Below are 21,636 nucleotides of genomic sequence, written 5' to 3'. Positions count from 1 at the left end.
TTCGCAGGGGCGGCTGCCCGCGGCTACGCGGCGGGAGGCGGAAGGACGGTCGAATGCACGATCGCCACCCTAGGCTTTCGTCGTCTCGCGGTCCAGAACGACCGCGTCCGGATCGGCCGCCCCCGGCGGGGTGGGCCGCGCCGACTGCGCGATGAAGGCCCCGCCCAGCACCAGCGCACCGCCGATGATCTGCGGGCTCGAGAGGTGCTCGCCCAGCAGGATCCAGGCGAACACGGTGGCCACGACGGCCTCCAGACAGGCGACGACCCCGGCCACCTGCGGCGAGAGCTTGCGCACCGAGACGACTCCGGTCAGGTACGCGAAGACCGTCGCGATCAGCACCACCCAGCCGAGCAGGGCCCATGCGGGCACCCTCAGGTCCCCCATCGCGGCATGCCCGCCCAGCACCTGCCAGTCGATCTGCCACGGCCGGGCGATCACCGTCATCACGAGGGCGCCGATGAGCATGCCGTACGCGATCACGCCGATCGGGTCGGGCACGTCGTCCTCGGCTCCGCCGTCGGCGCCGTGGTCGGCGAACACGAAGTAGAACGCCTGGCAGCAGGCGGCGGCGAGGCCGAGCAGCACGCCGAGCGGGTCCAGGCTCAGCCCGGACCAGATCTCCACCACGCAGGCCAGTCCCACGACGGCGACGGCGGCGCCGGCCGCGGCGGCCCGGGTCACCGGCTTGCGCTGTACGAAGCGGATCCAGCCGAGCAGCAGCGCCGGACCGAGGTACTCCAGCAGCAGGGCGCAGCCGACCGGGATCCGCGACAGGGAGGCGAAGTAGAAGGCCTGCACGCCCGCGACGGCGACGATGCCGAAGCCGGCGAGCAGCAGGGGTTTGCGCACCAGGAGCCGGCGGTGGCGCCAGGCGAGCGGGGACAGCACGAGCGCCGCCCCGGCCACCCTGAGCCAGACCATGTGGAGCGGGTCCAGACCCGCTTCGATCAGCGGCTTCGCCGCCACACCGGAACCACCGAACGCGACCGCCGAGACGAGGGCGAGGCCCAGTCCGGCGTTTCTCCCTGACGCTTGCATCGGGCCATCATGGCAGGGTCGGTCAGCACCGTCACAGGCGTGACGCCTGTTGAGACGGATCCGAGACCGGGCGTGACCGGGCCGATGGTTTCTGACAGGTCGTCAGTATTGAATGTTGTGCCCGCCGGGGCTACCTTCCGCCGCACGTACCCGACGAGAAGGGGTGGCCCCATGGCCGAAGTGACCGCGGAATCACGCATCGAGGCCTCCGCCGCGAAGGTCTGGGCCCAGCTGACGGACTGGGCGGCGTACGGCGAGTGGAGCATGACCCACACCAATTTCCCCAAGGGCGGACCCGAGACCCTCGCGGTCGGGGCGACCTTCGTGGAGAACATGAAGATGATGGGCTTTCCCGCCGAGGTCGGCTGGACCGTCTCGGAGCTGGAGGACGAGCGCCTCTTCGCCATCACGGGCAAGGGTCCGATGGGCGTGGCCATCCTCACCCGGTACACCCTCGTACCCGACGGCGCGGCCACCACGGTCCGCATCGACGGGGAGTTCAACGGGGCCGCCGTCTCCCTGATGGCGGGCAAGCTCAAGGACTCGGCCACCGCGGCCCTGAACGAGTCGCTCCGCAAGCTCGCCGGCCTGGTCGTCTGACATACCGCCCCCGGCGGGTACCCGGATACGGCGGCGCGCCCCGCGAGAGGACTCGCGGGGCGCGCCGTTTTCTTGCGGCCGGCCGGCTCAGTGCTCGTCGGCCAGGATCAGGTAGAGCTTCTTGCGGGCGTCGTTGATGACCGCGAGGGCCTTCTCGCGCTGCTCGGGCGAGCCGGTCTTGAAGACCTGCCCGAAGGCCTCGAACAGGCCGATCCCGGCCGTGCGGACCTCGTGCATCGCCTCGAAGTCGAACCCGCGCCCGGCGTCGGCCCAGGGGGCCTCCGGGCCGGACTCGGCCTCGGTGCGGCCGGCGTCGGTGAGCGTGAACAGCTTCTTGCCGCCCTCGCTCTCGCTGGAGATGAGCCCCTCGTCCTCGAGCAGCTGGAGGGTCGGGTAGACCGATCCCGGGCTGGGCTTCCAGGCCCCGCCGCTGCGCTCGCCGATCTCCTGGATCATCTCGTAGCCGTGCATCGGCCGGTCCTTCAGCAGCGCCAGGATCGAGGCGCGCACGTCTCCGCGCCGGGCCCGGCCGCGCGGTCCACCGCGCCCGCCCCGCCCGCCCCAGGGGCCGCCGCCGAAGGGCGGTCCGAACGGGCCGAAGGCGGCGCGCCGCCCCTTGAACTCCTCCCGACGATCGGGCCCGCAGTGGCCGTGGCCCCGTCCGTGCTCGTGTTCGTGCTGTCCGTGTGAACGCATGACTGCGCTCCTTTCGTCTTCCGGTTTCACGTCATCGCTCTTGCGATGCCTCTACTATCGTTGACCCATCGCGATGCGTCAACGATATATCGGAAACTCGTACCGAACACGTGCGTGACCAGGCCAGTCATCCGCGATTGGCCTTTGTCGACGTTCAAGAAACGGTCCTACCGTCGGTCCATGCGCCTCCGAATCGTCGACGCCTTCACCGACCGCCCCTTCCGCGGCAACCCCGCCGGAGTCCTCCTCCTCGACGGGGAGTTCCCCCCGGACGCCTGGCTCCGGCAGGTCGCCGCCGAGGTCAACCTCTCCGAGACCGCCTTCGCCCGCCCGCTGCCGCCCGGCGGGGACGCCGACTGGGCCCTGCGCTGGTTCACCCCGACCGCCGAGGTCGACATGTGCGGCCACGCCACGCTCGCCACGGCGCACGTGCTCGCGACGAGCGGCCTGGCCACGGGGCTGATCCGGTTCTCCGCACGGTGCGGCATCCTCACCGCCCGGGCCGCCGGGGACGGCACGATCACCATGGACTTCCCGACGTCCTCGCTGACCCCGGTGGAGGCGGAGCCCGCCGTGCTCGGCGCCCTCGGCGCGGAGATCAGGTCGGTCCACGACACGTCCGAGCACATCGGCGACCTGCTCGTCGAGCTGGCGGACGAACGGGCCGTACGGGAGCTCACCCCCGACATCGCCGCTCTGCGCGGCCACGCCCGCCGCGGGGTGATCGTCACCGCGGCCGCCGAGGACCCCTCACGCGGGTACGACTTCGTCTCCCGCGGCTTCTTCCCGGCCTTCGGGATCGACGAGGACCCGGTCACGGGCAGCGCCCACACCGCGCTGGCCCCGTTCTGGGCCGCCCGGCTGGGCCGTACCTCGCTCGTCGGCCTCCAGGGCGGGGCGCGCACCGGCCGCGTCGCGGTCCGGCTGGCCGGCGACCGGACGCTCCTGACCGGCAACGCGGTCACCGTCATCGACGGCGAACTGCTGGCGCGCCCCTAGGCGGTGTGCGGAAGGGTCCGCCTACGGGGTCGGCAGCCAGCCGACCTTGCCCGCGAGCAGCGCGTACCCGCCGAAGGCCACGATGTCGAGCAGCGCGTGCGCGACGACGAGCGGGGCCACCCGGCCCCAACGGCGGTAGGCCAGGACGAAGACGACGCCCATCACCATGTTGCCGAGGAAGCCGCCGATGCCCTGGTACAGGTGGTACGAGCCGCGCAGCACCGAGCTGGCCAGCAGCGCGGCCGCCGGCGACCAGCCCAGCTGGTCGAGCCGGCGCAGCAGGTAGGCCAGCACGATGATCTCCTCGACCACCGCGTTCTGCAGGGCGGAGAGGATCAGCACGGGGAACTTCCACCACACGTCGGGCAGCGCCTCCGGCACCACCGTGAGGTTGAAGCCGCTCGCCCGCGCCGCCAGGTAGAAGGCCAGCCCCGCGCTCCCGATCCCGGCCGCGACCAGGGCTCCGCGCCCCAGGTCCCAGCCGGGCCGGGTGCGGTCGAAGCCCAGGGCCCGCAGCCCCGGCACGCCCTCCCGGGTCAGCAGGTGCGCGACCAGCAGCACCGGCACCAGCGCGGTGCCGATGCCGAACAGCTGCCAGGCCAGGTCCAGCCAGGGCCGGCCGGGGGCGTACGAGCCGTTGAGCGTGGCGGCCTGGTCCTTGAGCCCGCCCGGCTTGGTCAGCGAGCCGATGAAGCTGATCAGCGAGGAGACGGCGCTCGCCCCCAGCGACAGCGCCAGCACGAGCAGCGTCTCGGTGCGCAGGACCCCCCGCCCGTCCTCGTGCAACGCCTTGACCACCGGCTCCGGATCCGCCCGCACGTCCGACTCCCGTCCCGCCGTTCCGCTTCGTCCACCCCATACTGCCTCTTCGGACGGGGAAGGGGATCACCGGACCCGGAACGCGGGCGGAGCCGCCGGTCAGCGCCGTACCGGAACCGCCGCGCTCACCTCCTCGTCCGCCAGTCCGACCGGCCAGGTGTGCACGGGGTCGCCCTTGTGCATCAGCTCGCTGTAGCGCCGGGTGATGGCGGCCAGCGCCTCGTCCCTTCCCATTCCGGACGCGAGCGCGCGGTGGTAGGTGTCCACCTGCCAGGTCGCCCCGTTGACCCGGCGCTGGCAGCGCTCCTCGATGATGCCGAGGTAGTGGTCCCGGTCGGCGGGCTCGATGCCCCAGGCGTCCAGCCCTGCCGCCGCCATCGGCAGCAGCTCGTCCAGGACCAGGCGCACGGCGGACACGCTGGCGAGGCCGCCGCCCCGGCCCCGGCGCGGCCAGCGCAGCCGGGCGTCGATCCCGTACCGGCAGGCCGCGTCGAAGTTGGCCTCCGCCTCGGCGAACGGCAGCCGCGTCCACACCGGCCGCTGCTCGTCGGCGAGCGTCCGGACGAGCCCGTAGTAGAAGGCGGCGTTCGCCACCACGTCGGCGACCGTCGGCCCGGCCGGCAGCACCCGGTTCTCCACCCGCAGGTGCGGGATCCCGTCGGCGACCCCGTACACGGGCCGGTTCCACCGGTAGACCGTTCCGTTGTGCAGGACCAGCTCCTGCAGGCTCGGCACCCCGCCCTCGGCGAGCACCCGCAGCGGCTCCTCCTCGTCGCAGATGGGCAGCAGCGCCGGGAAGTACCGGACGTTCTCCGCGAAGAGCTCGTACGCCGACTCCACCCAGCGCTCCCCGAACCAGGTCCGCGGCCGCACCCCCTGGGCCTGCAGCTCCGGCGGCCGGGTGTCGGTGGCCTGCGTGAAGAGCGGCGGCCGCGACTCCCGCCACAGCTCGCGCCCGAACAGGAACGGCGAGTTGGCGCCGACGGCTATCTGTACGGCGGTCACCGCCTGCGCCGCGTTCCACACGTCGGCGAACCGGGCCGGCGTCACCTGCAGGTGCAGCTGTACGGAGGTGCAGGCGGCCTCCGGGACGATCGACCCGGTGCTCCAGGTGAGCCGCTCGACCCCGTCGATGTCGAGCAGGAAGTCCTCGCCGCGCATCATCAGGATCTGCTCGTTCAGCAGCGAGTAGCGGTCCACCGCGGACAGGTTGGCGGTGACCAGGTCGGAACGGGTGATCGTCGGCAGGATGCCGATCATCACCACGCCGGCGTCGATCTCCGCGGCCTGCCGGTGGGCATAGCCGAGCCCCGCGCTCAGTTCCTCGGCGAGCCGGTCGAATACCCGGCCGCCGAGCCGGTGCGGAAGTACGTTGACCTCAAGGTTGAACATTCCCAGTTCCGTTTGGAAATCCTGGCTCGCTATCCGCTCCAGAACCTGGGCATTCACCATTCTCGGCAACCCGTCGGAACCCGCCAGATTCAGCTCGATCTCCAGTCCCATCATGTTCTTGGGTCGATCGAACCTCTTCTCCGCCAGAAGCCGCTCCAGCCCCTCCAGGCACTCGTGGAGCTTCCTCCGATACTTCTGCCGATCGGACAGGTCGAATCCGCCCGCCACGACCTTCTCCCCCATCGGAGCGTCCCTCCTCGATTTGCGCCTGGCCCATGCCACCCAGGCGCGCGTGTACGGTCGATGATGCCCCGGAGGCGAGATCGATAACGCCCGAGGGGGCGCGCGTGGCGGGGAGCGCGCGCCGGTTTGGCCGAAGGGCGCTATGGCACATTCACCTGGCAAGATGTCGTATGCAAATTCCGCATCGGTTTTGCCGGTTCCGGATAATGGGCGCTTTCCAGCCGAGCCCCCGTCCGGTAACCTCCGAGGTCAGCGCGACATGTTCGCGCGCAACCGGCATGAAAGCCATGTCAGCGGGACCGGTAAGCGCCTTGTCGGCAATAGGCGGGACAGCTAGCCGAAACACTGCGTGAACACATGTCGTATAAACTCCGCAAACGAGGCAGAGAGTTGGCGCGCGGCCATTGCCCCTCAGCCCCCCTCTGGCCCCAGAATGCGACAGCGCCGTCCGCACCTGCCCCGTTCCACAGGTCTCCCAAGTGAGAGGCGACCCACCATGCCGCTGCATGTCCCTCCGGCTCCCGCGCCCGCCCTGCGCAGCGTCCTCGCGGCACTCGGTTCCCCCACCGCCGTCCACGAGGCGCACACTCCGGCCCTGCGCGCGCTGCAGGGCCCGATGACCGCCGAACTGCCGCTGCCCGTCCACGTCCTGGACCGGCTGAACATCTCCCAGCTGGCAGCGGGGGGCCGCCCGCCCCGCACCCGGCTGACCGCCTGGCGGTTCCTGATCCGCAGCGGCGACCGCTACGTCGCCGCCGCGGACACCCGGCTGACGCCGGACGGCTGGGTCTTCTCCCATTTCTTCGAGGGTCCCTACGTTGCGGCCACCGAACGCGCCCTGCGCCAGGCGGAATCGCTCGGCAAGAACTACCAGCCGCGGCTGCTCTCCGTACCGGAGCTGTACATGCTGACGCTGTGGCTGCACGGGGCGGTCGGGGCCGATGCCTCCGCGGGGCTGCCCGCCGCCGCAGATCTGCTGGTTCCGCTGGCTCCGGCCCCGCCCGGGATCGCCCCGTACCGGCCGCACCCGGTGTCCGAACTGCTGCCCGTGATGACGCACCGGCTCACTCCTCCGAGCCCGCCGGTCCCGCCGTCGCTGGCCGCGCCGGCCGCCTGAGCGGGGTCCGGGCCTCGGTGCGGCGGGTCTGAGCAGGCGCGTTCCCTGCTGCTGGTCCGTACTGCCCATTCGGCCTAGCCCAGTCGGGTCACCCCCGAACCACCCGAAATGACAGGGGAGTTGACTTGAACCGCCCGCACGGGTGATGCGTCATCAATGTATGAGGACAGCTGCCGGGAAATCCCTGCGGACGCAACTCCGGAGGGCAACACTGGGACCCTGACCAAACCAAGACGTTGATACGGGGGGCGGCCATGAACAAAGCATCGAGCCGCAGCACACAGACCACACCGCAGCGAAAGAACGCATCCATGTGCCAGCACCAGCCAGCGTGCCCGTCAGCCGACTCCGCCGACCGGGAGGCCGCCAAGCCGTTGGCGAACCACCCGGAACAGGGCTGGAGCCTGCTGTGCAACGGCGTCCTGCTCTTCGAGGACACCGGTGAGCTGCTGCCGGACGGCCAGATCATCGCCCCGCACCGCCCGCTCGCGGCGGCGCATGTGATGAAGGCGGCCTAGCCGGCGACAACACTGAACGGGAACGGAGCAGAAGAGAACGACGAGGGGCCGGCCCGGGGATGATTCTCCCGGACCGGCCCCTCCGTCATGCCATCACGTCATACGAACATGTCAGTTGTCGTACTCGTCGAGCGGCGGGCAGGAGCAGACCAGGTTGCGGTCGCCGAAGGCGCCGTCGATGCGGCGCACCGGCGGCCAGTACTTCTCCGCCGCCGTGACCCCGCCGGGGAAGACGGCCTCGTCGCGGCTGTACGGGTGGCTCCACTCGCCGCCCAGCGCCGCCGCGGTGTGCGGGGAGTTGGCGAGCGGGTTGTCGTCCACCGGCCACTCGCCGCCCGCGACCCGGTCGATCTCGGCGCGGATGGCGATCATCGCGTCGCAGAAACGGTCGATCTCGGCGAGGTCCTCGGACTCCGTCGGCTCGATCATCAGCGTGCCGGCCACCGGGAAGGACATGGTCGGCGCGTGGAAACCGTAGTCGATCAGGCGCTTGGCGATGTCGTCCACGCTGACGCCCGTCGCCTTCGACAGCGGGCGCAGGTCGATGATGCACTCGTGCGCGACCAGGTTGCCCGGGCCCGTGTAGAGCACCGGGTAGTGCGGCTCCAGGCGCTTGGCGATGTAGTTCGCGCCGAGCACCGCCACCTGGGTGGCGCGCTTGAGGCCCTCGCCGCCCATGAGGCGCACGTACGACCAGGAGATCGGCAGGATGCCGGCCGAGCCCCACGGCGCCGCCGAGATCGGACCGACGCCCGTCTCCGGGCCCGCGGTCGGCTGGAGCGGGTGGTTCGGCAGGTAGGGGGCCAGGTGCGCCCGGACACCGACCGGGCCGACGCCCGGGCCGCCGCCGCCGTGCGGGATGCAGAAGGTCTTGTGCAGGTTGAGGTGCGAGACGTCGCCGCCGAAGTGACCCGGCTTGGCCAGGCCCACGAGGGCGTTGAGGTTGGCGCCGTCCACGTAGACCTGGCCGCCGGCGTCGTGCACCTGGGCGCAGATGTCGGCGACGTGCTCCTCGAACACACCGTGGGTCGAGGGGTACGTGATCATCAGCACGGCGAGCTCGTCGCGGTACTGCTCGATCTTGGCGCGCAGGTCGGCCTCGTCCACCTCGCCGTCGTCGGCGGTCTTGACGACGACGACCTTCATGCCGGCCATCACGGCGCTCGCGGCGTTGGTGCCGTGCGCGGAGGACGGGATGAGGCAGACGGTGCGCTGCTCGTCGCCGTTGGCCCGGTGGTAGGCGCGGACGGCCAGCAGGCCGGCGAGCTCACCCTGGGAGCCGGCGTTCGGCTGGATGGAGACCTTGTCGTAGCCGGTGACCTCGCAGAGACGTTCCTCCAGCTCGGTGATGAGCGTGAGGTACCCCTCGGCCTGCTCGACCGGGGCGAACGGGTGCAGCTGGCCGAATTCGGGCCAGGTGACCGGCTCCATCTCGGTGGTCGCGTTGAGCTTCATGGTGCAGGAGCCCAGCGGGATCATGCCGCGGTCCAGCGCGTAGTCCTTGTCCGACAGCTTGCGCAGGTAGCGCAGCATCGCGGTCTCGCTGCGGTGCTGGTGGAAGACCGGGTGCGCCAGGTAGTCGTCCGAGCGCAGCAGGCCCTCGGGCAGCGCGTCGGCGGTGGTCCCGTCCAGCGCCTCGAGGTCCGCGCTCACGCCGAAGGCGGCCCAGACGGCCTCGACGCCGGCGCGCAGCGTGGTCTCGTCGCAGGAGACGGAGACGTGGTCGGCGTCGACCTGGAACAGGTTGACCCCGCCCTCGCGGGCGGCGGCGACGACCTCGGCGGCCTTGCCGGGCACCCGGGCGGTGACGGTGTCGAAGTACGAGCCGTGCACGATCTCGACCCCGCCGGCCCGCAGACCGGCCGCGAGCAGGGCGGCGTAGCGGTGGGTGCGGCGGGCGATCGTCCGCAGGCCGTCCGGGCCGTGGTAGACGGCGTACATGCCGGCCATGACGGCGAGCAGCACCTGCGCGGTACAGATGTTGCTGGTGGCCTTCTCCCGGCGGATGTGCTGCTCGCGGGTCTGCAGCGCCAGGCGGTAGGCCTTGTTGCCGTCCGCGTCCACGGAGACGCCGACGAGGCGGCCCGGCAGCGAGCGGGCGTGCTTGTCCTGGACGGCCATGTAGCCGGCGTGCGGGCCGCCGAAGCCCATCGGGACGCCGAAGCGCTGGGTGGTGCCGACGGCGATGTCCGCGCCGAGCGCGCCCGGGGAGGTGAGCAGGGTCAGCGCGAGCAGGTCGGCGGCGACGGCGACGATCGCGCCGAGGCCGTGCGCCTGGTCGATGAGCGGCTTGATGTCCCGTACGGCACCGGAGGCGCCCGGGTACTGCAGGAGCACGCCGTAGACGCCGCGCTCGGCGACCTCGGCCGGGATGCCCTCGGAGAGGTCGGCGACGACGATCTCGATGCCGATCGGCTCGGCGCGGGTCTCGATCACGGCGATGGTCTGCGGCAGCGCGTCGGCGTCGACGAGGAAGATGTTGCCCTTGGACCTGCCGACGCGGCGGGCCAGCGTCATGGCCTCGGCGGCCGCGGTGCCCTCGTCGAGCAGGGAGGCGCCGGAGGTCGGCAGGCCGGTGAGGTCCGCGACGACGGTCTGGAAGTTGAGGAGCGCCTCCAGGCGGCCCTGCGAGATCTCGGGCTGGTACGGGGTGTACGCCGTGTACCAGGCCGGGTTCTCCATGACGTTGCGCAGGATCACCGGCGGGGTGAAGGTCCCGTAGTAGCCGAGACCGATCATCGGGGTCAGGACCTGGTTGCGGTCGGCGAGCGAGCGCAGCTCGGCGAGCACCTCCGCCTCGGTCCGCGCCTCGGGCAGATCCAGCGCCTCGGCGCTCTTGATCACATCCGGTACCGCGGCGGCGGTCAGTTCGTCCAGCGAGCCGTAGCCCACGTGGGCGAGCATCTTCGCCTGCGCCTCGGCATCCGGGCCGATGTGGCGCTGCTCGAAGGGGATGCCTCGCTCCAGCTGGGAGAGCGGAATGCGGTTGGCGGTCATGTACGGAGGCCTCCTGGGTCGTACGACCTGCGAGGGGCACCACGGCGCGGGCACCCGGACGGCCTCCCCCTCTGTCATCTCAACCTGAGAGCTTCACCGGAGCCAGCGGGGGTGGCCCGCGGATTCCGGCTTTCACCGTCGGTGAGGAGGGGAACCGGCACTGCGCGCCCGGTACCCGCCCCTGCTTTCCAGAGTGGCCTCTTCACGTGCGGTACGTATGCCTGAGAGATTCCGGGGAGGATTTGCTCCTTCGGCGCCTCCGTCGTGCTCACTCGGAGGACTCTCCCGCACAGGGTCAACAGCCGTCACCCAGCCTACCAGCGAGGTTCCCGCACCTGCCTCGAGTGGCCTGCACTCCGGAAATGCCCTTCTGTTGTCATTACGGAGGAGTTGCGACCATATGGAGGGACCGTGCAGACCGACATCGATCCGCGCAGCCTGATCGGCCGCAAGGCGTTCGACCGCAACGGAACCAAGATCGGCACCGTCGACGAGGTCTACCTCGACGATGCCACGGGCGTGCCCGAATGGGCCGCCGTCCGGACCGGCCTGTTCAGCCGGGACGCCTTCGTCCCGCTGGAGCCGAGCGAGGTCGTCGACGACACCCTGCGGGTCCCCTTCGAGCGCTCCCTCATCAAGGACGCCCCGGACTTCGGCGTGGGCCGCCACCTCTCCCCCGAACAGGAGCTGCAGCTCTACCACCACTACGGACTGGACGTCTCCCTCCCGTCGGACATCCAGCGGGACTTCGGCCGCCTGGCGAACGGGGACGACACTCCCTAGTGGGTGTCCGCAAAGTAGCGCCGTCCGCCCGGAGGGCGGTCCGGGACTTTGCGGACACGCCCTAGGGCGATCCGCGAAGTCCCGTCTGCCCCGCGGTCCCCGCAGGGCGGCCTAGGCCGCCTCCGGATCCTCCCGCCCCACGAGGGGCAGCGGATCGGAAGGCTCCAGCTCGGGGTCCTCCACCCGGAAGGTGCGCACCCTGCCCGGCGCCGATCCGGGCTGCTCGAACCGCACGGTCACCCTCCCGACCCCGCTGCCCTGCACCCACCCCGGCCCGTACACGGCGTGCAGTACGTCACTCCCGGCCGCCCAGCGCCGCTCCGGGGCCGGGTCGGGCTCCCCTGCCGGCCCGACGGGCTCCGCGGCCTCTGCGGGCCCTCCAGGCCCTCCGGCCGCTCCCGCCCCCGCGGTCTCCGGGGCACCACGGGGCTCGGCGGCCGCGCCCTCCGCAGCCGCCTCGGCGGCCGCCTCCGCCTCCGCCGCCATCGACTGCGCGAACAGGTCCTCCTGCGTGTAGTCGGCGAGGCCCGTCACGCCCACTCCCAGCAGCCGGACCCCGCCCGTGGTGTCCACCCCCTCCAGCAGTCGCGCCGCTGCCTCCCGCACCACCGCGGGGTCGTCGGTGGGCCCCCGCAGCGTCTCGGAGCGGGTCAGGGTCGAGAAGTCGTACCGCCGCACCTTCAGCACGATCGTGCGCCCCGAGTGCCCCGAGCCCCGCAGCCGCTGCACGCACCGGTCGGCGAGCCTCTGCACCTCGGTCCGGATCCGCACCCGGTCGTGCAGGTCCACGTCGAAGGTGTCCTCCACCGACACGGACTTCGCGTCGCGCTCGGCGACCACCGGCCGGTCGTCCAGCCCCAGCGCCATCCGGTACAGCCCGACCCCGTGCGAGCGCCCGACCATCCGCACCAGCTCGTCCTCGCCGGCCTCGGCCAGCTCGCCGACCGTGGTGATCCCGGCGCGCCGCAGGTGTTCCCCCGTGACGGGCCCCACCCCGGGCAGCGTCCGCACCGACATCGGGGCGAGCAGCTCCCGCTCGGTGCCCGGCTCGATCAGCAGCAGCCCGGCCGGCTTGGCCTCCTCGGACGCCACCTTGGCCAGCATCTTGGAGCCCGCGAGCCCCACGGAGCCGCTGAGCCCCGTCGCGGCCCGGATGTCCGCCCGCAGCCGCTCCCCCGTCTCCCGGGCGCTCTCGGAGTCGAAGGCGGTCCCGCCCGCCTCCAGGTCCACGAAGGCCTCGTCCAGGCTGAGGGGCTCCACCAGCGGGGAGAGCTCCCGCAGCAGCCCCATGACGACCTCGCTGACCGCCTGGTACAGCCGGAAGCGCGGGATGAGGTAGGCGCCGTTCGGGCAGAGCCGGCGCGCCTGGGCCGTCGGCATCGCCGAGTGCACCCCGAAGCGCCGGGCCTCGTACGAGGCGGTGGCGACCACCCCGCGCGGTCCGAGCCCGCCGACGATCACGGCCTTCCCGCGCAGGCTCGGCTTCGACGCCTGCTCCACGGAGGCGTAGAAGGCGTCCATGTCCAGGTGCAGGATGGTCGGCGCGGATCTCACAGCCCCGATGCTGCCTCATGCCACTGACATTCGGCCGGGCCCGGGCCCGGCGTCCTCGGACCGCGCCGGGAAGGGTGCTCAGCCGGCCCGGTTGCGGCGCGCGGCGAGCTCGTCCGTCGAGTTGTGGCCCACCACCGTCTCGCCGGTGTCGACCCGCTCTCCGTGCAGCTGCGACAGCGCGTTCTCCACGTCGCGCCAGACCACGCCCACCGCGATCCCGAAGACGCCCTGCCCGCCCTGGAGCAGGCTCACGACCTGGTCCGGCGAGGTGCACTCGTACACGGTGGCGCCGTCGCTCATCAGCGTCATGCGCTCCAGGTCCGAGAATCCGCGGTCGCGCAGGTGCTGGACGGCGGTCCGGATGTTCTGAAGCGCCACCCCGGTGTCCAGGAAGCGCTTGACGATCTTGAGGACGACGACGTCCCGGAAGCTGTAGAGCCGCTGCGTCCCGGAGCCGTACGCGGGGCGCACCGTGGGCTCCACCAGCCCGGTCCGCGCCCAGTAGTCGAGCTGGCGGTACGTGATGCCCGCCGCGGCGCACGCGGTCGGTCCCCGGTAGCCGACCTGCTCGGGTGCCGCGTCCGCGCCCACAGGCGCGACCGGCGCACTGTCCGGCTGACGGCGCGGGGAACCCGCCGCACTGCCGTGGAGCGGGTACGGCCCACCGTCACTCCGCACGGGGATGCCCCCGGTCGTACCGTCGCCCGTGACTCTCACGCCGACCCTCCGTCCTTGACCTGCCCCCTCGAAGGTAGGCAGTCACCAGGGGTGCGTCAACGATCGCCACACTCGGCACGCCGAGTGATAATCACCCTGAGAGTGGTTTCCCGTGTCCTGTGCCGGGGAATGGCTCACCGAATGGGCTGATGCTCCCCGCGGACACGCGGCGTGGACGGCGCGGCCGCGGCTCACTGCGGGCCGGTACCGAAGTCCTCCGGGGAGATCTGGTCGAGGAACTCGCGGAACTTCTCCACCTCGTCCTCCTGCTCGTCCGGAATCGCGATTCCGGCGTCGTCCAGCACGCCGTCGCTCCCGTAGATCGGCGTTCCGGTACGCAGGGCGAGCGCTATGGCGTCGGAAGGCCTCGCGCTCACCTCGACCCCGCTGGCGAAGACAAGCTCCGCGTAGAAGACGCCCTCCCGCAGGTCCGTGATCCGGACCTCGGTGAGCTCCTCGCCGATCGCCTCCAGCACGTCCTTGAACAGGTCGTGCGTCAGCGGCCGGGCGGGGGCCATGCCCTGCTGCGCGAAGGCAATGGCGGTCGCCTCCCCTGGTCCGATCCAGATGGGGAGGTACCGGTCGCCTCCCACTTCACGCAGGAGCACGATCGGTTGGTTGGAGGGCATTTCCACCCGGACACCCACAACGTCGAGCTCGTTCACACAGCAACCCTAGGACCTGCTCGGCAGGTTTGGGTAGTCGGGCCCCCTCGGGGATCCCCGAGGTCAGTGCAGACGGACCCCGAGAGCGGTCTGCACCAGGGCCTCGTGGAGCCGTACGGACAGCCCCGCGAGCTCCTTCAGGGTCGCTTCGGCATGCGCCCTGGTCTGCGGGTTGCGGTGCCGCCGAAGAGGTGCCACGACCTGCTCCACCAAACCCGCCTCACGGTCCGCGGCCGCCTTCATGGCGCGCAGGTGCCGCGGCTCCAGCCCGAACCGGCCCAGATCCGCCACCAGGCGGGCCACGGTGACCGTCTCGGCGTCGAAGCCGCCGCCCGGGGCCTCGCCGATCAGCCCGTACGACTCCCACTCGGCGAGCTGCGCCTCCTCCACCTCCGCCGCGGCGAGCAGCTCGGCGCGCCCGACGCGGGCCGCGGCGGCCCGCTCCCGGCCCACTTCGCCGTAGACGGCACAAGGGCTCGCGGGATCGACGGAGTCCCCGTGCGCCGTTGGTGCGGGGATGCGGATCTGTTCACCGCGCGCGAGCGCGTCCAGCTGCTCGCGGATGACTTTCAACGGCAGGTAGTGGTCCCGCTGCAACCGCAGGATCCGGGCCAGCCGCTCGACGTCCTCGGTGCTGAACTTGCGGTATCCGGAAGGTGTGCGCCGGGGCTCGACCAGCCCCTCCGCCTCCAGGAAGCGGATCTTCGAGATCGTGACTTCGGGGAACTCGTCGCGCAGCAGGGTGAGCACCGTGCCGATGCTCACCAGCCGTCCGGCCGAGCCGCTGCCGGCGGTGCCGCTCCTCGGGGCACCGCCGGTGGGGATACGCAGCATGGGACCTTCCCTCTGGGGTTTCCCCCGGACGGAGTCCGGAGGAGGTCAGACGCCCCGCAGGCTCGCGTAGAAGACCAGCCGGTACTTGCCGATCTGCACCTCGTCGCCGTTGTGCAGGGCGACCGAGTCGATCGGCTCACGGTTCACGTACGTGCCGTTGAGGCTGCCCACGTCGGCGACGGTGAATCCGCCGTCCTGGCTCCTGCGGAACTCGACATGCCGCCGGGAGACCGTGACGTCGTCCAGGAAGATGTCGCTCTGCGGGTGCCGGCCCGCCGTGGTCAGCTCGCCGTCCAAGAGGAAGCGGCTTCCGGAGTTGGGGCCGCGCCGCACGATGAGCAGAGCGGAACCCGGAGGCAGAGCTTCCACCGCGGCCTGGGCCTCGGGGGACAGCGAGGACGACACGTGCTGTTGTCCCGACACCTCGGCCTCGTAGGCCTCGAGGCCCGAGATCGAGATGGTGGACGTGGTCTCCGAGGCACGCTCCGGCGTCAGGCCCGCCCGCAGCGGCGCGCCGCAGTTGGAGCAGAACCGGCTGGCCGCATCGCTGCGGTGTCCGCACCTGCTGCAAACCTGCTCGGCCGACATGGACGGCTCCTCGCGCCGCGGCTGCCCCGCGGAGGCATTGGTGGCATACGGGTCGGGGGCAAACCCTCCACCCGAACTTGAGGTTGATGGTTCACCGAAACCTATGCGTCCGGAACCGGCAGGGTCAACAGACGACGCGCCCGGCGCGCCCGAAACATCCCCCGCGCCGGCGACCTCGTCACGGAAGAGCGGCCGGTCGCCCTGCCCTTCCACCTCTCCCTGCCCCGCACGGTGCTTGGCCGCACCGCTTTCCTCGCGGTTCTTCTTGCCGAACAACTTCTCAAACAACTTCACGGGCGATTCCCCTTGAACGAAACAGACCCGCCCGTGGGGCAGGACGAACTCCGAATGCACACACCTGCCGACCCGGACATTCTCACAACGTCCGTAACCACCAGACAGTTTCCACCACGCGGCACGACTTCAGTGCGCCGACCCCCCGCAGGCATCAGCCCGCGTGAGCCCGTCCGCACTCCGTCCCGCGTCACGACGATGACGACCGAGCGTAGTCAGGCTGCTTCGCAGCCCGCAAGGCATCCACAACGATCTTCGCCGACCGTGTGACGGCGACGGTGGCCTGTTCCTTCTCCAGCGTCTGCACGACACCGCCGGGAATGTTCAGGGCGGGCTCCAGATCCTGCGGCTTGCCGATCACCTTGAACTCATAAGGCTGTGTGATCTTCTTACCGTCGATGCCGATCCCGCCTCCCTCGTCCGAGAAGAACGAGCTCGCCACGATGCGCACCCCGTTGACCTGGATGGCCTCGGCCCCGGCCGCCCGCAGCTCCTGAAGGGTGTCCAGCAGCTGGTCCGACTGCACCTGGCCCTTGGGATCGGTGATCTTCAGCGTGATGCCCGGTCCCTGCGCCGCCACCGTACCGGCCAGGATCCCGAGTTGGCGTTCCTTCTCGACCGTCTGGCGACGGGCCTCCTCGGCCTGGTTCGAGCTGCTCTCCAGCTCCTTGCGCTGGTCCTCCAGCCGCTGCTTCTCGTCCTCCAGGCGCTTGGTCCGCCCGTCGAGCTCGTCGAGGATCCGTACGAGGTCCTCCTGACGGGCCCCGCGCAGCGCGCTGGAGTCGCTGTTCGAGCGCACCTGGATGGCCAGGCCCAGCCCGAGGACGAACAGGAGCAGCGCGACGATCAGTTGGGCCCGGCTCACGCGCGGCGGCCACACCGACTCCACCAGCCGCCGCCGACCGCTCTGCGCGGGCTCGGCGGGCTGCGCGGCCCGGGCCGGCTGGGCCGGCTGGGCGGCCCGGTCGGACTCGGCTCCCCCGCCCGTCGCCGCCGGCCCTGCGGGCTTCGCCGGCTTGTCCTGCGGCGGCAGCTCCGAGCCCATCGGCTCCTCGGGCGGGTTGTCGTTCGTACTCATCGGCCTCACGCCCGGAACACGTGCCGGCGGATGGCCGCGGCGTTGGAGAAGATGCGGATGCCGAGGACCACGACCACACCGGTGGACAGCTGCGAACCGACGCCCAGCTTGTCGCCGAGGAAGACGATCAGCGCCGCGACCACGACGTTCGACAGGAACGACACCACGAAGACCTTGTCGACGAAGATGCCGTCCAGCATCGCGCGCAGGCCCCCGAACACCGCGTCCAGCGCCGCCACCACGGCGATCGGCAGATAAGGCTCGACGACGGCCGGCACTTCGGGCCGGACCAGAAGCCCGACCACCACTCCGGCCACCAGGCCCAGTACCGCGATCACGATGCACCCTTCTTCGGCTCTTCTGCTGTGGCTGTACGTACGGTCAGGCTCGACGCGGCCGGCAGCCGCAGCCCGTCCGCCGGGGACAAGGTGGCGCGGATCCCGTAGTTCTCCTGCAGGGCGTGCAGGTACTGGCCGTCCGCGGAGTCCTGGAACGACGTACCGAGCCGCTTCTTGTCCCCCACCGCCAGCACCTCGTACGGCGGCACCAGCGGCCTGTTGTCGACCAGTATCGCGTCACCCGCGGCCCGGATCGCCGACAAAGCCGTCAACCGCTGCCCGTTGATCGAGATGGCTTCGGCGCCGGACTGCCACAGCCCGTTGACGATCTTCTGCATGTCCCGGTCCCGCAGCCGGCCGGTGTCCGAGAAGCCGGCGTTCTCGCGCGGCTTGCCCCCACCCCCGGAAGAGGAGCCCTTGGCGTCGTCCACGACCAGCTTCAGACCGGGCCCCTGGACCTCCGTCGCACCGGACAGCAGCGCCACGAGCTGCCCCTGGTCCCCGCCGTGCTGCTTGAGCGCCGCACGCTGGCGGCTCGCGACGTTCTCCCGCAGCCGCTCGATGTCCCGCTCCAGGCCGTCCGCGTGCTCGTCGGCCCGCTGTACCCGGTCGATCAGCTCCTGCCGCTCCTTGGCCAGCACCGGCGCGGCTATCCGCGCCTGGGCGGCACCCAGCGTGACGACCATGGCCGCGAGGACGAGCCCGGCGGCGAGCGCCAGCTTGGCCTTCAGGGTGCGCGGCAGACCCGCAGTGCCGTCCGCCTCGCGCCGGGCCGACGCTTGCGCATAGCCCTCGTCGAGACTGTGGTCCATCACGTGCGTCAGCAGCGACATGGACGCGTCCGGGCGCGCGGGAGGCGCCGGCGCCGAACTCCGGTTGTGGGGCGGCTGCGACATGCCGCTCATCGTCGCATGTCGGCGCCGCCCACACCGAATGCGCCCGTCCGGTGGACGGGGAGCGACGCCCGCCGCTCCCCGCCCACCGCACTACACCGTGCCATCAGCCGCGGACGCTCAGTGCCCGGCGCCGTCCACGACGGCCGCCCATTCGTCCAGCAGCGCCTGCGCGGACGCGTCGTCGGGCCCCTCGGCCCACAGGTGCGTGACCGCCTCCGCCGGGTCCGGCAGGACCAGCGCCCACCGCCCGTCGGCCTCGACCACCCGTACCCCGTCGGTGGTGTCCACCTGCCGGTCCCCGGCCGCCTCCACGACCCGCCGCATGACGAGCCCCTTCACCGCCCACGGAGTCGGCACGTCCCGCTTGAGTACATGGGCTCGCGGTATGCGCGCATCGATCTGGCTCAGCGTGAGCTGTGTCCGGGCCACCAGTCCGATCAGCTGGACGAACGCCGCCGACCCGTCGAAGACGCTGCTGAACTCCGGAACGATGTAGCCGCCCCGGCCGTCCCCGCCGAAGATCGTGTTCTCGGCCCGGCCCACGCGCGTCAGGTCGTCGGGCGAGGTCGTCGTCCACTCCACCTGCGTCCCGTGGTACGCCGCCACCTGCTCGGCGATCCGGGTCGTGGTCACCGGCAGCGCCACCTTGCCGCTGCGCTTCTCCGCGGCCACCAGGTCGAGGAGCACGAGCAGCGCGCGGTCGTCCTCGATGATCCGACCGCGCTCGTCCACGAGGGAGATCCGCTCTCCCACCGGGTCGAACCGGACCCCGAAGGCGGCCCGTGCCGAGGCGACGATCTCCCCGAGCCGCACCAGCCCGGCCCGCCGGGACTCCGCGGTCTCCGTCGGCCGGGACTCGTCGAGCCCCGGGTTGATCGTCAGCGCGTCCACTTCGAGCCTGCCCAGCAGGCTGGGCAGGACCAGTCCGGCACTGCCGTTGGAGGCGTCCACGACCACCTTGAGGCCGGAATCGGCGACACCGGTCGTGTCCACCCGCCTCAGCAGGGAACCCGTGTAGGCGTCGAATACGCTGCCCGGGAACTGGAGGTCACCGATCTCGCCCGGGAACGCCCGCCGGTACTCCTGCCGCGCGTACACGCGGTCCAGCTTGCGCTGCTGCTGCAGCGAGAGGTCCGCTCCCCGTTCGTCCAGGAACATGATGTCGACCGAGTCCGGCACTCCGGGCGAGGTCCGCACCACGATCCCGCCCGCGGTACCCCGCGCGGTCTGCTGCCGCGCCACCGGCAGCGGTACGTTCTCCAGGTCGCGCACGTTGATCGCGCTGCACTGCAGCGCCGAGATCACCGCCCGCTTGAGCGCTCTCGCGCCGCGGGAGTGGTCACGGGCCGTGGTGACCGTGGCGCCCTTCTTCAGGGTCGTCGCGTACGCGCCGGCGAGCCGGACCACCAGCTCGGGGGTGATCTCCACGTTCAGGATGCCGGTGACGCCACGGGCGCCGAACAGATGTGCCTGACCGCGTGACTCCCAGATCACCGACGTGTTGACGAAGGCGCCGGCCTCGATCGTCTTGAAGGGGTAGACGCGCACGTTCCCCTGGATGATCGATTCCTCACCGACCAGACACTCGTCGCCGATGACGGCCCCGTCCTCGATCCGGGCGGCCCGCATGATGTCGGTGTTCTTGCCGATGACGCAACCGCGCAGATTGCTGTGGGGCCCGATGTAGACGTTGTCGTGGATGACCGCCTTGTGCAGGAAGGCCCCGCTCTTCACGACGACGTTCGACCCGACGACGGTGTGCTCGCGGATCTCCACGCCGGCCTCGACCTTGGCGTAGTCCCCGATGTAGAGCGGCCCGCGCAGCACGGCGTCGGGGCTCACCTCGGCGCCTTCGGCGATCCACACTCCGGGCGAGATCTCGAAGCCGTCCATCTCGACCTGGACCTTGCCTTCGAGTACGTCGGCCTGCGCCTTGACGTAGCTCTCGTGCGTGCCGACGTCTTCCCAGTAGCCCTCGGCGACATAGCCGAAGATGGGCCGGCCTTCCTTCATCAGCTGCGGGAAGACGTCGCCGGACCAGTCGACCGGGACATCCGGGTCCACGTAATTGAAGACCTCGGGCTCCATCACGTAGATACCGGTGTTGACGGTGTCCGAGAACACCTGTCCCCACGTCGGCTTTTCGAGGAAGCGCTCGACCTTGCCTTCCTCGTCCACGATGGTGATGCCGAATTCCAGCGGGTTCGGCACCCGGGTCAGGCACACCGTGACGAGTGCGCCCTTCTCCTTGTGGAAGCGAATGAGATCGGTGAGGTCGAAGTCGGTGAGCGCATCGCCGGAAATGACGAGGAAGGCATCGTCCTTCAGGGCCTCCTCGGCGTTCTTCACACTGCCGGCAGTGCCGAGTGGCTTCTCCTCGTTGGCATAGGTGAGCTCCATTCCGAGCTCCTCGCCGTCACCGAAGTAGTTCTTGACGAGTGACGCCAAGAACTGGACGGTAACAACGGTCTCGCTGAGCCCATGCCGCTTGAGCAGCCTGAGCACGTGCTCCATGATCGGCCGGTTGGCCACCGGCAGGAGCGGCTTGGGCATGCTCGAGGTCATGGGGCGAAGGCGAGTGCCTTCGCCACCGGCCATCACGACGGCCTTCATGTCGGGAGAGTCCTCCTTGAGAGACGACGTTCTCGCCGACCTCACCCGTCTCGGACGGTGACTCCGCAACTCCTCCGCGTCAGCCGCACGCCGAGCGAGCTCAATCGGCCGTGGCGTCCGCCTTCACAAGCCGGCGGACTTGCACCACGTAAAGGATTCCTGCCCACCAGTAGAGGGTTGTACCCCATCCGGCGAACGCCCATCCGAAAACTGACCCCATCCAGGCCAACCAACCCGTACCGTCACTGAGCAACAGCAGGGGGAAGGCGTACATCAGGTTGAAGGTCGCGGCCTTGCCGAGGAAGTTGACCTGGGGCGGCGGATAGCCGTGACGGCGCAGGATCCAGACCATGACCAGCAGCATGAGCTCACGGGCCACCAGGGCCCCGGTGAGCCACAGCGGGAGAATGTCTCGATAGGTCAGGCCGAAGAGCGTGGAGAGGATGTACAGCCTGTCCGCGGCAGGATCCAGCAGCCGGCCGAGGTTGCTGATCTGATTCCAGCGCCGCGCCAGCTTCCCGTCGAGGTAGTCACTGACCCCGCTGAGCATGAGCACGGCCAGTGCCCAGCCGTCGTGCTCCTCCAGAATCAGCCAGAGGAACAAGGGCACGCCGGCAAGGCGAGCCATGCTCAGGATGTTCGGGATGGTGAAAATTCGGTCCGTCTGAACCCGAGTCTCCTGGACCTCCACCCGGGGGCCTCCACTGTTGAACGTACGAACGATGCCTCATGACCCTACAGGAACCTGCAGGGGCCCAGAACGCAGAAAAGCCCCGCACCATAAGGTGCGGGGCTTTCCCACAATGATTGTTCGGCGGCGTCCTACTCTCCCACAGGGTCCCCCCTGCAGTACC

20 protein-coding genes and 1 riboswitch are annotated in these 21,636 nt (G+C 70.7%); of the genes, 5 read left to right on the top strand and 15 right to left on the bottom strand.

From position 1 onward, the window contains the following. Positions 1 to 69 precede the first annotated feature (69 nt). Positions 70 to 1,041 carry a DMT family transporter gene (locus ACFY1T_RS13890; protein ID WP_390788316.1) on the bottom strand — a complete coding sequence of 324 codons (972 nt, stop codon included), beginning with the start codon at positions 1,039 to 1,041 and terminating at the stop codon, positions 70 to 72. 171 nt (positions 1,042 to 1,212) lie between these two features. Between ACFY1T_RS13890 and ACFY1T_RS13885 the strand changes: the two genes are divergently transcribed. Then, a complete protein-coding gene (locus tag ACFY1T_RS13885; RefSeq protein ID WP_390788315.1) occupies positions 1,213 to 1,641 on the top strand; it encodes an SRPBCC family protein in 429 nt (142 codons plus the stop codon). An 87-nt stretch (positions 1,642 to 1,728) separates the two neighbouring features. On the opposite strand, the gene ACFY1T_RS13880 is transcribed toward ACFY1T_RS13885, so the two are convergent. Further along, positions 1,729 to 2,337 carry a PadR family transcriptional regulator gene (locus ACFY1T_RS13880; RefSeq protein WP_030860815.1) on the bottom strand — a complete coding sequence of 203 codons (609 nt, stop codon included), beginning with the start codon at positions 2,335 to 2,337 and terminating at the stop codon, positions 1,729 to 1,731. Between the two features lie 180 nt (positions 2,338 to 2,517). On the opposite strand from ACFY1T_RS13880, the gene ACFY1T_RS13875 reads away from it, so the two are divergent. Further along, positions 2,518 to 3,336, top strand: a complete 819-nt coding sequence (locus ACFY1T_RS13875; protein WP_390788314.1) for a PhzF family phenazine biosynthesis protein — start codon at positions 2,518 to 2,520, stop codon at positions 3,334 to 3,336. Between the two features lie 21 nt (positions 3,337 to 3,357). Here ACFY1T_RS13875 and ACFY1T_RS13870 read toward each other — a convergent pair whose 3' ends face one another. Together ACFY1T_RS13870 and ACFY1T_RS13865 are read right to left on the bottom strand one after the other, a co-directional pair. Continuing rightward, a complete protein-coding gene (locus tag ACFY1T_RS13870) occupies positions 3,358 to 4,155 on the bottom strand; it encodes a CPBP family intramembrane glutamic endopeptidase (protein ID WP_390788313.1) in 798 nt (265 codons plus the stop codon). Between the two features lie 99 nt (positions 4,156 to 4,254). Next, positions 4,255 to 5,790 (bottom strand): glutamate-cysteine ligase family protein, encoded by a 1,536-nt coding sequence (locus ACFY1T_RS13865; protein WP_030860820.1) that lies wholly within the window; start codon positions 5,788 to 5,790, stop codon positions 4,255 to 4,257. 496 nt (positions 5,791 to 6,286) lie between these two features. Here ACFY1T_RS13865 and ACFY1T_RS13860 point away from each other — a divergent pair, with 496 nt between their 5' ends. Both ACFY1T_RS13860 and ACFY1T_RS13855 read left to right on the top strand, forming a co-directional pair. Next, positions 6,287 to 6,907 (top strand): hypothetical protein, encoded by a 621-nt coding sequence (locus ACFY1T_RS13860; protein WP_030860823.1) that lies wholly within the window; start codon positions 6,287 to 6,289, stop codon positions 6,905 to 6,907. A 311-nt stretch (positions 6,908 to 7,218) separates the two neighbouring features. Then, positions 7,219 to 7,425 carry a DUF5999 family protein gene (locus tag ACFY1T_RS13855; RefSeq protein WP_030158404.1) on the top strand — a complete coding sequence of 69 codons (207 nt, stop codon included), beginning with the start codon at positions 7,219 to 7,221 and terminating at the stop codon, positions 7,423 to 7,425. A gap of 111 nt (positions 7,426 to 7,536) precedes the next feature. Here ACFY1T_RS13855 and gcvP read toward each other — a convergent pair whose 3' ends face one another. After that, positions 7,537 to 10,422 carry an aminomethyl-transferring glycine dehydrogenase gene (gene gcvP, locus ACFY1T_RS13850; RefSeq protein WP_390788312.1) on the bottom strand — a complete coding sequence of 962 codons (2,886 nt, stop codon included), beginning with the start codon at positions 10,420 to 10,422 and terminating at the stop codon, positions 7,537 to 7,539. 199 nt (positions 10,423 to 10,621) lie between these two features. Continuing rightward, positions 10,622 to 10,720: riboswitch (glycine riboswitch) on the bottom strand. A gap of 113 nt (positions 10,721 to 10,833) precedes the next feature. On the opposite strand from gcvP, the gene ACFY1T_RS13845 reads away from it, so the two are divergent. Continuing rightward, positions 10,834 to 11,205: a PRC-barrel domain-containing protein gene (locus tag ACFY1T_RS13845; protein WP_037637096.1), complete on the top strand. Its 372-nt coding sequence runs from the start codon at positions 10,834 to 10,836 to the stop codon at positions 11,203 to 11,205. A 111-nt stretch (positions 11,206 to 11,316) separates the two neighbouring features. Here ACFY1T_RS13845 and ACFY1T_RS13840 read toward each other — a convergent pair whose 3' ends face one another. The 10 genes from ACFY1T_RS13840 to ACFY1T_RS13795 form a co-directional block, all read right to left on the bottom strand. Then, positions 11,317 to 12,759, bottom strand: a complete 1,443-nt coding sequence (locus ACFY1T_RS13840; protein ID WP_390788311.1) for a DNA polymerase IV — start codon at positions 12,757 to 12,759, stop codon at positions 11,317 to 11,319. A gap of 78 nt (positions 12,760 to 12,837) precedes the next feature. Then, positions 12,838 to 13,476, bottom strand: coding sequence for a MerR family transcriptional regulator (locus ACFY1T_RS13835; RefSeq protein ID WP_390788310.1), 639 nt, complete (start codon positions 13,474 to 13,476; stop codon positions 12,838 to 12,840). A gap of 191 nt (positions 13,477 to 13,667) precedes the next feature. Then, complete coding sequence (locus ACFY1T_RS13830; RefSeq protein ID WP_030009777.1) at positions 13,668 to 14,141, bottom strand: bifunctional nuclease family protein; 474 nt, start codon at positions 14,139 to 14,141, stop codon at positions 13,668 to 13,670. Positions 14,142 to 14,204: 63 nt separating this feature from the next. Continuing rightward, on the bottom strand, positions 14,205 to 14,975 hold the full coding sequence (locus ACFY1T_RS13825) for a MerR family transcriptional regulator (protein ID WP_390788309.1): 771 nt from the start codon (positions 14,973 to 14,975) through the stop codon (positions 14,205 to 14,207). Positions 14,976 to 15,020: 45 nt separating this feature from the next. After that, the gene (locus tag ACFY1T_RS13820; protein ID WP_078861325.1) at positions 15,021 to 15,917 is read right to left on the bottom strand and encodes an FHA domain-containing protein; all 897 of its coding nucleotides are present in this window, start codon (positions 15,915 to 15,917) and stop codon (positions 15,021 to 15,023) included. A gap of 130 nt (positions 15,918 to 16,047) precedes the next feature. Further along, positions 16,048 to 16,935 (bottom strand): DUF881 domain-containing protein, encoded by an 888-nt coding sequence (locus ACFY1T_RS13815; RefSeq protein WP_390788308.1) that lies wholly within the window; start codon positions 16,933 to 16,935, stop codon positions 16,048 to 16,050. Between the two features lie 5 nt (positions 16,936 to 16,940). Continuing rightward, positions 16,941 to 17,273, bottom strand: a complete 333-nt coding sequence (locus ACFY1T_RS13810) for a small basic family protein (RefSeq protein WP_030158423.1) — start codon at positions 17,271 to 17,273, stop codon at positions 16,941 to 16,943. Continuing rightward, positions 17,270 to 18,178: a DUF881 domain-containing protein gene (locus ACFY1T_RS13805; protein ID WP_390788307.1), complete on the bottom strand. Its 909-nt coding sequence runs from the start codon at positions 18,176 to 18,178 to the stop codon at positions 17,270 to 17,272. The genes ACFY1T_RS13810 and ACFY1T_RS13805 overlap by 4 nt, the downstream gene beginning before the upstream one ends. Before the next feature lie 108 nt (positions 18,179 to 18,286). Next, positions 18,287 to 20,782, bottom strand: coding sequence for a sugar phosphate nucleotidyltransferase (locus ACFY1T_RS13800; RefSeq protein WP_390788306.1), 2,496 nt, complete (start codon positions 20,780 to 20,782; stop codon positions 18,287 to 18,289). 100 nt (positions 20,783 to 20,882) lie between these two features. Continuing rightward, positions 20,883 to 21,473: a CDP-alcohol phosphatidyltransferase family protein gene (locus tag ACFY1T_RS13795; protein ID WP_030873853.1), complete on the bottom strand. Its 591-nt coding sequence runs from the start codon at positions 21,471 to 21,473 to the stop codon at positions 20,883 to 20,885. Positions 21,474 to 21,636 lie beyond the last annotated feature (163 nt).

The organism is Streptomyces sp. NPDC001194, assembly GCF_042896985.1.
In the GTDB taxonomy this organism is placed as follows: Bacteria; Actinomycetota; Actinomycetes; order Streptomycetales; family Streptomycetaceae; genus Streptomyces.
This window is presented reverse-complemented; position numbering and strand designations above follow the sequence as displayed.

Coding starts and splice junctions, on each gene's coding strand:
- ACFY1T_RS13890 (WP_390788316.1), bottom strand. CDS start 1,041: ATGCAAGCGTCAGGGAGAAACGCCGGACTGGGCCTCGCCCTCGTCTCG.
- ACFY1T_RS13885 (WP_390788315.1), top strand. CDS start 1,213: ATGGCCGAAGTGACCGCGGAATCACGCATCGAGGCCTCCGCCGCGAAG.
- ACFY1T_RS13880 (WP_030860815.1), bottom strand. CDS start 2,337: ATGCGTTCACACGGACAGCACGAACACGAGCACGGACGGGGCCACGGC.
- ACFY1T_RS13875 (WP_390788314.1), top strand. CDS start 2,518: ATGCGCCTCCGAATCGTCGACGCCTTCACCGACCGCCCCTTCCGCGGC.
- ACFY1T_RS13865 (WP_030860820.1), bottom strand. CDS start 5,790: ATGGGGGAGAAGGTCGTGGCGGGCGGATTCGACCTGTCCGATCGGCAG.
- ACFY1T_RS13860 (WP_030860823.1), top strand. CDS start 6,287: ATGCCGCTGCATGTCCCTCCGGCTCCCGCGCCCGCCCTGCGCAGCGTC.
- ACFY1T_RS13855 (WP_030158404.1), top strand. CDS start 7,219: ATGTGCCAGCACCAGCCAGCGTGCCCGTCAGCCGACTCCGCCGACCGG.
- gcvP (WP_390788312.1), bottom strand. CDS start 10,422: ATGACCGCCAACCGCATTCCGCTCTCCCAGCTGGAGCGAGGCATCCCC.
- ACFY1T_RS13825 (WP_390788309.1), bottom strand. CDS start 14,975: ATGCTGCGTATCCCCACCGGCGGTGCCCCGAGGAGCGGCACCGCCGGC.
- ACFY1T_RS13815 (WP_390788308.1), bottom strand. CDS start 16,935: ATGAGTACGAACGACAACCCGCCCGAGGAGCCGATGGGCTCGGAGCTG.
- ACFY1T_RS13805 (WP_390788307.1), bottom strand. CDS start 18,178: ATGAGCGGCATGTCGCAGCCGCCCCACAACCGGAGTTCGGCGCCGGCG.
- ACFY1T_RS13800 (WP_390788306.1), bottom strand. CDS start 20,782: ATGAAGGCCGTCGTGATGGCCGGTGGCGAAGGCACTCGCCTTCGCCCC.